Genomic DNA, 12,950 nt, shown 5'->3' with positions numbered 1-12,950 from the left:
TAATATTGTGCTGCTAAAAAGACAAACGTAAATGAAAAAGTTCAGGAACAGTATATTTTATACTGTAGTAATTGCAGTGTTTTCGGTACTTATCTACCTCGCTTTAAAAAATGGCAAAACACTGGAAGCCGGCCGCGTTATTAATGACACTACAACCGGTAACGGCCAGTGGCAGGACTTTATAGACTCCATGTTCCATAACCTTACCGATCCGCTTGCCTTACTTTTAGTACAAATCATCACCATTATTTTCGTGGCCCGCCTATTCGGCTGGATATGCCGCAAACTGGGCCAGCCGTCTGTTATCGGCGAAATGATAGCCGGTATAGTACTCGGCCCCTCACTCGTAGGTACTTATTTCCCTGAATATTCGGGCATGTTATTTCCAAAAGAATCATTGCCAAACCTTAAATACTTCAGCCAGCTGGGCCTTATACTGTTTATGTACGTAGTAGGTATGGAACTCGACCTCAGCGTACTGAAAAATAAAGCGAAAGATGCAGTAATCATTAGCCATGCCAGTATCATCATCCCATTCACCATGGGTCTTGGCCTGGCGTATTTTATATATAACCAGTTTGCCCCTGCCGGTGTAGCTTTCAGTTCATTCGGGCTGTTTATGGGTATTGCCATGAGTATTACGGCATTCCCGGTACTGGCACGTATTGTACAGGAACGGGGCCTGCACCGTACACGTATTGGCGCTATGGTTATTACCTGTGCCGCCGCCGACGATATTACCGCATGGTGCATACTTGCAGCCGTAATAGCCATAGTTAAGGCCGGTACATTTGTAAGTTCGCTTTACATCATAGGGCTTTCGGTATTATACGTAGTATTGATGTTGTTTGTGGTACGTCCGTTCCTTAAGCGCATCGGCGACTTATACTCACACCGTGAAAACGTTACCAAGCCTGTAGTAGGCATCTTCTTCCTTACCCTGCTTATATCGGCATACACTACCGAAATCATCGGTATACATGCACTGTTCGGGGCGTTTATGGCGGGTGCTATTATGCCGGAGAACATGCGTTTCCGTAGCATTTTCATAGAAAAAGTGGAAGATGTAAGCCAGGTAATGCTGCTACCGCTTTTCTTTGTGTTCACAGGCCTAAAGACTAACATCGGCCTGCTGGACGACCCGTATATGTGGAAAGTATGTGGATTCATAATCCTCGTGGCCGTAGCCGGTAAATTTCTGGGTAGTGCCATTACGGCTAAATTTGTTGGCCAAAACTGGCGTGACAGCCTTACGATAGGTGCCCTGATGAATACCCGTGGCCTTATGGAACTTATTGTACTGAACATAGGACTGGAGCTGGGCGTACTTTCTACAGAGGTATTCTCCATGATGGTTATTATGGCGCTTGCCACTACGTTTATGACCGGCCCTGCACTGGATTTGATAGGGCTTATATTTAACCGAGGAAAAAACTACGTTCCAGCCGAAATACGACAGGCCAGTCGCTTTAAGGTGTTGTTTTCATTTGACACGCCTGAAACCGGTAAACCCCTACTGAAACTTGCACATGCAATGGTGTCTAAGATGAGTACCAATGCCATGGTTACCGCCATGCACGTACCGCAAAGTAGCGAAATACACACCTTCAACCTACAGGAATACGAGCATGAAGCCTTTAAACCTGTACTTGCTGAAGCAGAAGAACTGGGGCAGCACGTCACCACCCTGTTTAAGGCCACGAGTGATATTGACAGTGATGTTGCTGTGGTAGCCAATAAAGGCGAGTTCGACCTTGTGCTAATCGATATAGGCCAGTCGATATTTGAAGGTACACTGCTGGGTAAGATACTTGGTTTTACTACCCGTATCATCAACCCTGAAAACCTGCTGAATACCTTTACAGGTAAAGAGAAGTTTTTTGAAAACTCGCCTTTTGACGACAAAACGCAGCAGATACTTACCAAAACGCAAACCCCGGTGGGCATTTTCGTAGATAAAGGTTTTAAAGGTACCGACAGGATTTTCCTTACACTGTTTGACCGGGATGATGCCTACCTTATAGAATATGCACATAAGTTTATTGCCAACGGAGGTTCGCAGGTAACCATACTGGATGCAGATGGTTCGGTAAAAAACAATCCTCAGATAAAAGAAAGCATACGCAGTGTAGAACAGGTGGTACCAAACCACATACAACTGATTAGCAACCGAAAAATAGAAAAAGAACTGCTGCAAAGCAACGACCTGCTTATCATCAGTAAAGAAAGCTGGAAGAAGCAAATAGAGTCTGGTGCAGAATGGCTTAACGATACACCTTCACTGTTAATTATAAAGAAATAAAACTGATAATAATTAAGTCGAAAGAGGGTTGCCATACGGCAACCCTTTTCATATATAACCAAAAGAAAGCCCCGCATACGCAGGGCCTCCAACCAAACAAAAAATTACTATTTATGATGTAGTAAGTAAAGCCTACTGATTAATTGCGTCGCCGTTGTGCATTTCCTCACTTGCGGTTTTTACCAGCTGTTGGTTTACGGTAAGGCTGTCGCTGTATACCTCTACCCTGTCGCCAAACTCACGCCCTTTAACAACGGCAGTACGATGGTATTTATTATCCTTCACGCCAATAACATACGTACCTTCGCTGCTGTTTACCACAGCCGTTTTCGGTACTACAAAAGTGCTGTCCTTAGCATTAAGCGGCAGTATTACCTGTGCCACCATACCCGGAAGCAGTTTTTTATCGGCGTTGATAACATCCATCTCTACACGTTCAGAACGCAGCCTCAGGTCGAGCGCACCACTCATACGCTTTATCTTACCACTGAATGATTTACCCGGAAGTGAATTCACGGTAAAGCTCAGGTTATCACCTTCAGAAAGGTAAGCTGTGTATGCCTCAGGTACCGATACGGCCAACCTTAGCTTGGCCTGGTCCTGCACCGTAAATAGCGGCAGGTCGCTGCCTTTACCCTGAGGGCCTACATAAGCCCCGGTGTTCACGTTACGGACTGATACCACTCCATCAAACGGGGCGCGGATTTGCAGGTAACCCTGCATGGTTTGCAGTTCGCGCATGGTAGCCTTAGCCGCCTGGAACTGTGCATAGTCGCTACTTTTACGCGAAAGTGCTATATCAAGGTCGTTTTTAGAAATAGTACCTTCTACTTTACTGGTTTCCAGCAGGCGGTTGTATGTGGCATTACTTGCCGTATATACCGCTTCAGCCGAATGCAGCCTGCTTTGGGCGGCCGCTATCTGCGAACTGATTTCAGGTGCCTCAAGTACTATAAGGAGCTGGCCCGCCTTTACCTGGCTGCCAATATCCACTTTTAATTCTTTTACGTAGCTGGCTACCTTTGCATACAGGTCTACCTGGCGGAAACCTTGTAATTCTGCCGGAAGGCGTATTTCGCTCGAAAGTTTTTCTTTGGTAACACCAAAAGTTTCGGTTACCGTTTTTTCAGGGGCGGGTGCTGCGGTTTCTTCCTTTTTTTCGCCACAGCCGTATAGTAACAGCAGTGCTAACGTTGCCGATGATAGTAAGGTGATCTTTTTCATATTATGATTGTGTAGGTACATAATGTTTGCTTTGTTCGTCTTCGGGGTCTAATGATGGCGACTGTATACCGGCCTTGCCCTGTGCCCAGGCAAAGATAACAGGTAATACCACCAGTACAGTAATGGTAGAGAATATAAGCCCGCCGATTACTGCGCGGCCCAGTGGCGATGTTTGTTCGCCGCTTTCGCCGTGGCCTATAGCCATTGGCAGCATACCCACCACCATGGCCACACTGGTCATGATAATCGGGCGAAGGCGTATAGAAGCCGCCTCACGTGCTGCTTTAAGGGCATCGCCGCCATTTTCCTTGCGGAGGTGTTCGGCATTAGTAACCAGTAGTACGGCATTGGCTATGGATACCCCGACCGACATGATGATACCCATGTACGACTGAAGGTTTAGTGTACTTCCAGTAGCGAGCAACAACAACAGCGCACCCAGTACCACCGCCGGAACAGCAGTAAGGATTACCAGCGACACACGGAACGACTGGAAGTTGGCCGACAGCATAAGGAAGATAACCACCACCGCTACAAGAAGCCCGCTTTCCAGGCTGCCCATGGTTTCGGTAAGTACTTTACTTAAACCGATAGGCTCTACAAATAAGCCGCGTGGCAGTTCGCCAAGGCCTGCTATGGTTTTGTTCACGTCTTTTACAGCGGTACCAAGGTCGGTATGGTCTATGTTAGCCGTAACCGAAATATAAGGCATGGCGCCAAGGTTGTCGTTTTCACCGTGGGTATCGCTATAGCTTATAGAAGCCACATCACCCAATACCGGGCGTACCGAGTTTTTCAGCATTGGTATATCGTTAATGTCCTGCTCAGTGCTCATTTTATCTAATGGCACCTGCACCTGTACGTTGTACGACAGTCCCATTTTCTCATCAATCCACGTGTTCTTTTCAGTATAGCGTGATGATGATGTACTGGCTATCAGCGAACGCGAAACATCGCTCATATCCACCCCTACCTGTGCGGCCTTAACACGGTCTATGTTAATGTTAAGCGCAGGGTAATGTATCGGCTGTGCTATCTGCACATCGCGGAAATATGACTTCTTGTTAAGCTCGGCAATAATTTTATTAGCGTACTCCTCGTTCAGCTTTTTGTTTTTGCCCGCCACACGTATCTCAACAGGCGTAGGCGAACCTTGGCTCAGTACCTTATCGGTAAGCTCTATCGGTTCAAACGAAAGTCTTAAATCCGGCTCTACTGCGTGTATATTTTTACGTAGCTGGTCTTTAAAGGAATCCATATCAGTGTGCAGGTCTTTAAGCGACACCTGGAACACTGCCTCATGAGGGCCTGACATGAACAGGTATATAGGCGAAACCGAGAACAGCGACGGGTGCGTACCCACGTATACCGATGATATGCCTATGTGCTCTTTACCGGCTGTTTTTTCTATTACCTTCAGTACTTTGAGGGCTTTTTCTTCGGTGCGCTCCAGCCTGGTGCCGTTAGGGGCACGCATACGCAACTGGAACTGGCTGCTGTTTACCTTAGGGAAAACGTCCTGCCCTATTATGTTCAGCATCAGTATGGCAAGTCCTGAGATGATGATTAGATAAGCAATACCCACAAACTTACGTTTTGGCAGCAGCCTGTCTATCAACTTCATGAAACGGATACGGAATTTCTCGAAACCGCTTACCTTCCCGTTAGAATCGTAGTCTTCTTTTTCGGCATATTCATTTTTATGCAGGTAATGTTCCGCTTCTACGCCCTGGTGATTGTCATGCTCTTTGTGCTTGTGTTTCATAATCCAGTTGGCCATAACCGGTACAAAGGTTTGCGACAGCAAGAACGAAACAACCATTGCAAAACCGATAGCCATAGCCAGCGGAAGGAACAGCGCACCCGGTATACCCGCCATGGTAAACGCCGGTGCAAATACCGCCAGTATACACAGCAGGATAAGCAGCTTAGGCAGGGCTATTTCCTTACAGGCATCCCATATAGCAAGGGCTTTGGGTTTACCCATATCAAGGTGCTGGTGGATGTTTTCTATGGTTACGGTACTTTCGTCTACCAGGATACCGATGGCAAGTGCCAATCCGCTCAGTGACATCAGGTTGATGGTTTGCCCGAATAATTTCAGGAACAGCACACCCGATATTACCGAAATAGGTATGGTAAGGATAACGATAAGTGCGGCACGGCGGTCGCCCAGGAAGAGGATTACCATAAGGCCCGTAAGTACGGCACCAATAGCCCCCTCTGTAATAAGGCTTTTAACCGAGTTGATAACATATACCGACTGGTCAAATTCATACGAAATGGAAACATCCGGAGGAAGCGTAGCCTGTATTTTAGGCATGTTTGCCTTCAGGTTTTTCACCACATCCCAGGTAGAGGCATCACCCGCTTTGGCAATACTTACGTACACCGAACGCTTGCCGTTTACAAGGGCGTAACCGTTGGTAATATCGGCACCGTCTTTTACCGTGGCTACATCGCCAAGGTAAAGGTTTTGCACGCCGCCTTTAAACAGCGGTATCTTTTCGAAGTCCTTAACTTCTTTAATCGTATTGTTTGTTGGGGTAATGTAGTTGATGTCCCCCACCCTTACGTTACCCGAAGGTGCCGTCTGGTTGTTCAGCCTTATGGCCTCCACAATCTGGTCGGGCGTAAGGTTGTAAGCATTAAGCTTGGTAGGGTCTACGTTTATTTCTATAGTACGCGGGCTACCCCCAAATGGCGGCGGCGACAGCAATCCCGGTATACTGGTGAATGACGCACGTACGTATACGTTAGCCAAATCCTGCAGCTCGTTATTGCTGCGGGTTTTACTACTCAGTACCAGCTGCCCTACCGGAAGCGACGAGGCATCAAAGCGGATGACAAACGGCGGCTGCGATCCCGGCGGGAAAGCGGCCTGTATCCTATTGCTCAAAGCGCTCAGCTCGGCAGCGGCCTGTGCCATGTTAGTACCTTCGTAGTAGCTTATCTTCATCAGGGTAAGGCCCTGTATGTTCTTGGTTTCAATGCTTTTTACACCATTGGCAAAAAGCATGATGTTGATGTAGTTTTTGGCAAAGTAAGACTCCATCTGGTCGGGTGTGTAACCACCAAAGGGGTGTGCTATGTAAATCACCGGAAGGTTCATTTTCGGCAGGATGTCTACCTTAATGTCCCTTACAGCCCCTATCCCGAAGAAGAAGAGCCCGGCTACCAGCACCAGTATCGATATGGGTTTGCGCAGTGCAAAACGGATTAAATTCATCTTGTAAGGTAATTACAGTTCGTTTATAAACAGGTTAAAATCGCCGGTGGCGGCTGCCTTAAGCAGCAGTGCCTGCCATACATTGGTATAGATAACGTCGCGGTCTGTTTCGGCGCGGTTCAGCGTATACAGTGCCTGGGTAACGTCTACCAGATTGGTAAGGCCGTTCCTGTACAGGGTGGTACGCTGCACGTAGGCCTGCTGGGCAGCATTTACCTGGCGCGGCGCTTCCTGGTAGTTTTGCATGGCAAAACCAAGGCGGGCGTTGGCAGCATCAAGTTGTGCTTTCAGTTGGGTATCTACAGCTTTGTATTCTTCCTGAAGGCCTTCGGTAACCAGCTTTTGTGCGCTTACCTTTTTAGACGAGCGCATAATATTGGTAAGGTTCCAGGTAACACCCACACCGGCAAGGTAGTTCTGGCGGTTCGGGCTTATGCCGTCCCAGTAGTTTTGGGTAAAGGCCGTCTGGTCGCTGGCGTAATTTGACTTAAAACCTGATGCCCTGGTTTGGAACACACCAAACAGGCTGAACGTAGGCCAGTACTCGCGGCTAAACGCTTTCTCCTGCTGTGCACTGTAGTTAATACGGCTTTTGTAGAACTGAAGGATAGGGTTCTTCTCCCCTGTTTCCGATTCACCGGTAAGCACTGCTTTAGGCACCCGGGCTACCATAGTGGTGTCGGCAGCAAAATCCTTCGTGTCTACCCCCAGCAGGCGTACCAGTTCGGCATTTTGCATTTTTACCTGCTCCTTAAGCTGGTTCAGGGAAATCTTGGCCCTTGATACTTCGGCGGAAGCCAGTGTAGAGTCTACCCCCGGAAGCAGTCCGTTCTTTACACGCACGGCGGCGTTTTTCTGGACTACGATGGTACGGTCCAGGTTTTTCTGTTGCGAAATAACCAACCGCTGGCTGGCAAGCAGGTTTAGGTAAGCGCCTGCTATACGTACTTTTTGCTGGAATTGCTCCTGCTCAAAGTCTTTTTGCTGGCGTTCGGCATCGGCCTTAGCCACATTAATACGTTGTTTGGTACGGCCAAAGGTGAAGAAATCCCAGTTGACGTTTACCAGGTAAAGCGCCCCGAAGGCAGCATTCCAGTTTTGTTCGGGCAGCGGCAGCCCCGATGAGGCTACGCCAAGCCCTCCAAATCCGTAAAGCGGGCCGTTTTGTCCGTTTACGGTACCGTAATCCTGCTGGGCAGAAAGGTTGAGGTTTGGCAAATAGTCGCGTTTAACCTGCTTTACGGTTTCGTCTGAAGCCCTGGCGTATTTTTCCTTGGCTTTAACCAAACCGTAATTTGCCATTCCGGTATCTATAGCATCGCGCAGGGTAAGTGTCTGGCCATACGTATACATTACCGGAAGCAAAAAAAGCAGCATGATCTTTTTTGCGTACATTGTAGATGATGTTTAAGTAAGGGTTTTGAAAAATTGTAGCACAAAGGTAAGGAGGCATTTTTTTTAAACGGTCGTTTAATCCGCTTTAAATGATGAATTCAATTCGTCACACAAAAACGCTTAGTTACGCTAATATGTAGTTATTTTGTAGTGTTATTAACTTAGCAATGAAACGCACTTTTACTAAAATAGTGGAAAACCCGTGGTGGCAGGAACTCCTTATACTGGTGTTCTGCTTCATCCTTTTTACCCTGAACGACTGGATACTCATCCGTTCGTGGAAGGGTATGTGGGGCGGTTCGTTGTATTTCTGCATGCTGTACGGCCATGCCCAGGTAAACCGTTTTGTACTGCTGCCCATACTGATTAAGAAACACCGTCCGTGGCTGTACCTGCTGGCAAGCGCGGCACTTGTGGCTGTTTTCTCGGTAATAATGTACGAGGCCACCACCAACTGGATTTATCGCAATTGTTTCCTGTATAAGACATCGCAGCAAAAAAGCTACTGGTTCCAGACAGCTACTTTGGTGGCAACATTAGTTTGTATTATATCGGTAACGCTTATCTTTAAATTCTACCGCGACCGCAAAAAACTGGACAGCGAAAAAATACTGTACAACCAGGCACAGCTTAATTCGCTGAAACAACAGCTGAACCCTCACTTTTTGTTCAATACGTTCAATACCCTGTACGGCATCAGCCTGCAATTCCCTGAGCGTACACCAAACCTGATTATGCACGTTTCGCAACTGATGCGTTACCAACTGGAAAGCAATGAACGTAACTGTGTGCCGCTGGATGACGAGGTAAACTTTTTACAGAGCTATACCGAACTGGAAAAAGAACGTGTGGGCTACCGCTGCGATATCCAGTTCAACATTGACATAGACGATGAAGGTGCCTACAAAATACCGCCCATGCTGCTGATTTGCTTTGTTGAAAACGCCTTTAAGCATGGAACCAGCACCATAGAACGCAGTTTTGTGGATGTTTCAATTAAAGTACGCGAGGGTAAAATGGATTTTTATGTAAAAAATTCCATGCCGGAGAAAAAGCCCGATGTGGTAAGTACCGGCATAGGAATGCGAAATACTACCGAACGCCTGAAGCTTCAGTACGGCAGCAACTATACGCTAGACATCGCAGAGAACGGTATATTTTCGGTACATTTACAATTGCAGTTGAAACGCTTATGATGCCGAACCAAACCATACGCTGTATAATTGTAGACGACGAACCCGCCGCCCATTATGTATTGGCTAATTACATAAAACAAGACCCGTTCTTAGAACTTGTACACCAATGCTATAACGGTGTGGAAGCCCTTGAATACCTTACAGGCAACACTATCGACCTTATGTTCCTGGATATAGACATGCCTGGCATAAGTGGTATGGATTTATTAAAAAAGCTGAAACAGCGCCCTAAAACGGTACTTACCACGGCATATAGTGAGTTTGCACTGGAAAGCTACGAATACGGCGTAATGGATTACCTGCTGAAACCTATTTTCCATCCGAGGTTTGTAAAATCGGTTAAGCGTTACCTGGAACTGTCTGATGCTTCACCGGCAGAACTACAGGCCGAGGTGAAAGGTACTATAAGCGTAAAGGTAGACAGCGACACCATAGAAATTGAACTGGCATCGATACTCTATGCCCAGAGCTATGGCAATTACGTAAAGATTTTTACCCAAAAGCGCTACTACCTGGCTACTATAACTACAAACGACCTGGAGCACTTGTTGCCCCCCGCCAACTTTATGAGGGCACATAAGTCGTTTATTATTGCGCTGGATAAAGTGGACGAAGTACACCGCGACCACGTAGTGATAAAGCGTACTGATATACCTATCGGCATAACCTACAGGAGGGAACTTGCGGAGAAACTGCAACGATGAGTTATTTTAAATTTTGAATTTTATATTTTAAATTGATTTACTCGTAATCTTTAAGGACAGACAAACAAAATTAGCTGATGGCTAAATGCTGACAGCTGATAGCTTAAATAACCTAACAAACTAAAACAATTATGATTAAAGTTAACGCTTATGCGGCTTATGATGCTACTACACCATTAAGGCCGTTTGATTTTGAAAGGCAAGACCTTGGCCCGCACCAGGTACAGATAGATATATTGTACAGCGGTGTATGCCACAGCGACATCCACACGGCGCGCAGCGAATGGGGGCCTGCAAAATACCCTGTAGTTCCCGGCCATGAAATTGTGGGGCGCATCATTGCCGTTGGGAGTGAAGTGACCAACTTTAAAGTGGGCGAACTTGCCGGTGTGGGCTGTTTCGTAGACTCGTGCCGTAAATGCCAGAGCTGCCTTGAAGGTGAAGAAAACTACTGCGAAGAAGGTATGACCGGTACGTACAATAGCTATGAGCGCGGTACTACCATACCTACGTACGGCGGATACAGTACCAGCATTAGTGTAGACGAAAATTATGCCCTGCATGTAAGCGATAAGCTTCCGCTGGAGGGAGTAGCACCGCTGCTTTGCGCCGGTATTACTACGTACTCTCCCCTACGCCATCTTAATGTAGGCAAAGGCCATAAGGTAGCGGTACTTGGTTTGGGTGGACTTGGACACATGGCGGTGAAATTTGCTGCTTCATTTGGTGCCGAGGTAACCATGCTGAGCACCAGCCCAAGCAAGGAAGCCGATGCGCGTGCACTGGGTGCGCATAACTTTGCCCTGATTACCGACCCTGCCGTAATGAAATCACTGCAAAACAGTTTTGATTTTATTGTCAACACTATATCCGCACAGCATGAGTATGCTACCTACCTGAACCTGCTGCGTAAAAACGGTACTATGGTGGTATTGGGTGTTCCACCTACTCCTTCTACAGCCCCTGCTATGGCATTAATCATGAAGCGCCGCAGCATAATAGGCAGCCTTATAGGTGGTATTAAAGAAACCCAGGAAATGCTGGATTACTGTGCTGAACACAACATCACGTCAGACGTTGAGGTAATCGACATGAGTTACATAAACGAAGCGTATGACCGTATGATGAAGAGCGACGTGAAATACCGCTTTGTGATTGATATGGGTTCAATGAAGAATTAGTTGTAGAGACGTTGCAATGCAACGCCTGAAATAAAACCAAAATAAAAACGCTGCATTATTTGCAGCGTTTACTAAAACAAAAGAGACGTTGCAGTGCAACGTCTCTACTTTTTATGGCTGCACCACAGGGCCATTCCAGCCCATAATGCCGCCACTAAGGTTATAGGCTTTTAAGAAGCCAAGCTGTGACATAATGTTACAGGCATTGCCACTACGCGCACCCGAACGGCAGTATACATAATAGCTTTTATCTTTATCCAGTTCGCCTATGGCCTCCATAAAGGCAGGTCCCTGGTAAATATCTATGTTAATGGCGCCGGGTATAATACCATCGTTCCATTCTTCGGGGGTACGCACATCCAGTATTACCGCATCGGTTTCGTTCTGGGTACCATCCCACCATTGTTCCTGAGATAAATTCATCTTTGTTGTTGTTTGATGCGCAAAGGTATTACGCTTTTATAGAACAGCCAATAGCCTTTGTTTCTTTTACGGTAACGTCTTTACCTTTCAGCAGGGCGTTAACTGCATTTTCTACATATTTTTCTTTTGCAGCAGCGGCATCTTCGTAGTTGTCATCTATAGCGCCAATGTATTTCACCACATTACCGTTAGCCGTTTTTTGCAGTACATATACGTGTGGTGTTTTAGTAGCGCCATACTGCGGGAATACTTTTTGGCCTTCATCCAGCAGATACGGGAAGCTGTAGTGCTTTTCTTTGGCACGGGCCACCATATTGTCGAAACTATCGTCGGCTACCTTATCAGGATTGTTCGGGTTAATGGCAATGACCGGGTAACCCTGCGCCTTGTATTTCTTATCCAATGCAATTATACGGTCTTCATACGCCTTGGCATACGGGCAATGGTTGCAGGTAAACACTACGATAAAACCCTTGGCCGATTTAAAATCTTTAAGGCTAACCTTTTTCCCATCCACGTTTTTAAGGCTGAAATCGGCAGCGGTATCCCCCACTTTATATCCGGCAACGGTATCTCTGGTTGTAAAAGCCGCAAGTGCCCCTACTACCAGGAACAGCGACAAAAATTTAAAAGCTTTTTTCATAATAAAGTCTGTTTATTTAAAATTGTTTAATTCCAGTTCAAGGTCGGCCAAAGAAAACGACTGTTCGTAGAACTTACGCTTCCTCTTATTATATATAACGGTGGCAGGTATGGCACCGCTCCAGTCGGTACTCACTTTAGGTACCCAGGTATTCTGGTCCGGGTCGCGCATTAGTATCACTTTACTTTTCAGCTGGTTCTTTTCTATAAAAGGCAGCAGGCGGTTCTGCGCCATTTTAGGCATATCCAGGCTCACAAGGATAACTTTTACCTTTTCGTCTTTATATTTTTCGGCCAGTTTTTCAAAATTCGGCAACTCCTCCACACACGGAATACACCAGGTAGCCCAGAAGTTTACAACATAAGTAGTATCAGTATCGCGGTTTAAAAAGTAACTCAACCCCGACCATTCGTATGCTTTTACCGTAGTTTTGCCATTGGTAAACACCTGTACGGGCTTTGGCTCGCCCTTAACCGGAGTACCCGAAAACGCTGATAAAAAAGCAAATACAGCCACGCCGGCAGCTGCAATAAGAAGTTTTTTCATGGTAAATATTTTATTGCCTAAGCAGCTATTAAATTACTACAAACCCACGCTTAAAATACCCCCTTAAATCCCGTTAACAAATTATTAACGCCTGCTTTGTAAAAGTG

The 12,950-nt window shown here is 46.4% G+C and carries 10 protein-coding genes; 4 read left to right on the top strand and 6 right to left on the bottom strand.

Features of this window, described 5'->3' with window-relative positions:
* The first annotated feature begins 31 nt into the window (after positions 1 to 31).
* Positions 32 to 2,302: a cation:proton antiporter gene (locus ACZIX4_RS01390; RefSeq protein WP_463333825.1), complete on the top strand. Its 2,271-nt coding sequence runs from the start codon at positions 32 to 34 to the stop codon at positions 2,300 to 2,302.
* A 132-nt stretch (positions 2,303 to 2,434) separates the two neighbouring features.
* Here ACZIX4_RS01390 and ACZIX4_RS01385 read toward each other — a convergent pair whose 3' ends face one another.
* The 3 genes from ACZIX4_RS01385 to ACZIX4_RS01375 are packed head-to-tail and all read right to left on the bottom strand — an operon-like array spanning position 2,435 to position 8,150.
* Positions 2,435 to 3,526, bottom strand: a complete 1,092-nt coding sequence (locus ACZIX4_RS01385) for an efflux RND transporter periplasmic adaptor subunit (protein WP_463333824.1) — start codon at positions 3,524 to 3,526, stop codon at positions 2,435 to 2,437.
* 1 nt (position 3,527) lies between these two features.
* Complete coding sequence (locus ACZIX4_RS01380) at positions 3,528 to 6,755, bottom strand: efflux RND transporter permease subunit (protein WP_463333823.1); 3,228 nt, start codon at positions 6,753 to 6,755, stop codon at positions 3,528 to 3,530.
* 12 nt (positions 6,756 to 6,767) lie between these two features.
* The gene (locus ACZIX4_RS01375) at positions 6,768 to 8,150 is read right to left on the bottom strand and encodes a TolC family protein (protein WP_463333822.1); all 1,383 of its coding nucleotides are present in this window, start codon (positions 8,148 to 8,150) and stop codon (positions 6,768 to 6,770) included.
* 167 nt (positions 8,151 to 8,317) lie between these two features.
* Here ACZIX4_RS01375 and ACZIX4_RS01370 point away from each other — a divergent pair, with 167 nt between their 5' ends.
* The 3 genes from ACZIX4_RS01370 (at position 8,318) to ACZIX4_RS01360 (ending at position 11,231) form a co-directional block, all read left to right on the top strand.
* Entirely contained in the window at positions 8,318 to 9,346 is a 1,029-nt protein-coding gene (locus ACZIX4_RS01370; RefSeq protein WP_463333821.1) for a sensor histidine kinase, read from the top strand.
* Positions 9,343 to 10,050: a LytR/AlgR family response regulator transcription factor gene (locus ACZIX4_RS01365; protein WP_463333820.1), complete on the top strand. Its 708-nt coding sequence runs from the start codon at positions 9,343 to 9,345 to the stop codon at positions 10,048 to 10,050. Before ACZIX4_RS01370 ends, ACZIX4_RS01365 begins: the two co-directional genes overlap by 4 nt.
* Positions 10,051 to 10,181: 131 nt before the next feature.
* Positions 10,182 to 11,231: an NAD(P)-dependent alcohol dehydrogenase gene (locus ACZIX4_RS01360; protein WP_463333819.1), complete on the top strand. Its 1,050-nt coding sequence runs from the start codon at positions 10,182 to 10,184 to the stop codon at positions 11,229 to 11,231.
* 111 nt (positions 11,232 to 11,342) lie between these two features.
* Here the strand turns inward: ACZIX4_RS01360 and ACZIX4_RS01355 are convergent, their stop codons facing one another.
* From ACZIX4_RS01355 to ACZIX4_RS01345, 3 genes are read right to left on the bottom strand one after another with little or no spacing between them, the layout of a single operon-like run.
* On the bottom strand, positions 11,343 to 11,654 hold the full coding sequence (locus ACZIX4_RS01355) for a rhodanese-like domain-containing protein (RefSeq protein ID WP_463333818.1): 312 nt from the start codon (positions 11,652 to 11,654) through the stop codon (positions 11,343 to 11,345).
* A 28-nt stretch (positions 11,655 to 11,682) separates the two neighbouring features.
* Positions 11,683 to 12,297, bottom strand: coding sequence for a thioredoxin family protein (locus ACZIX4_RS01350; RefSeq protein WP_463333817.1), 615 nt, complete (start codon positions 12,295 to 12,297; stop codon positions 11,683 to 11,685).
* Between the two features lie 12 nt (positions 12,298 to 12,309).
* Positions 12,310 to 12,843, bottom strand: coding sequence for a TlpA disulfide reductase family protein (locus ACZIX4_RS01345; RefSeq protein WP_463333816.1), 534 nt, complete (start codon positions 12,841 to 12,843; stop codon positions 12,310 to 12,312).
* Positions 12,844 to 12,950: the final 107 nt, after the last annotated feature.

Source organism: Flavobacterium niveum (genome assembly GCF_055231775.1).
This window is presented reverse-complemented; position numbering and strand designations above follow the sequence as displayed.

Bases quoted from the DNA above. Each gene is read 5' to 3' on its own strand.
- ACZIX4_RS01390 (WP_463333825.1), top strand. From the start codon at position 32: ATGAAAAAGTTCAGGAACAGTATATTTTATACTGTAGTAATTGCAGTG.
- ACZIX4_RS01385 (WP_463333824.1), bottom strand. From the start codon at position 3,526: ATGAAAAAGATCACCTTACTATCATCGGCAACGTTAGCACTGCTGTTA.
- ACZIX4_RS01380 (WP_463333823.1), bottom strand. From the start codon at position 6,755: ATGAATTTAATCCGTTTTGCACTGCGCAAACCCATATCGATACTGGTG.
- ACZIX4_RS01375 (WP_463333822.1), bottom strand. From the start codon at position 8,150: ATGTACGCAAAAAAGATCATGCTGCTTTTTTTGCTTCCGGTAATGTAT.
- ACZIX4_RS01370 (WP_463333821.1), top strand. From the start codon at position 8,318: ATGAAACGCACTTTTACTAAAATAGTGGAAAACCCGTGGTGGCAGGAA.
- ACZIX4_RS01365 (WP_463333820.1), top strand. From the start codon at position 9,343: ATGATGCCGAACCAAACCATACGCTGTATAATTGTAGACGACGAACCC.
- ACZIX4_RS01360 (WP_463333819.1), top strand. From the start codon at position 10,182: ATGATTAAAGTTAACGCTTATGCGGCTTATGATGCTACTACACCATTA.
- ACZIX4_RS01355 (WP_463333818.1), bottom strand. From the start codon at position 11,654: ATGAATTTATCTCAGGAACAATGGTGGGATGGTACCCAGAACGAAACC.
- ACZIX4_RS01350 (WP_463333817.1), bottom strand. From the start codon at position 12,297: ATGAAAAAAGCTTTTAAATTTTTGTCGCTGTTCCTGGTAGTAGGGGCA.
- ACZIX4_RS01345 (WP_463333816.1), bottom strand. From the start codon at position 12,843: ATGAAAAAACTTCTTATTGCAGCTGCCGGCGTGGCTGTATTTGCTTTT.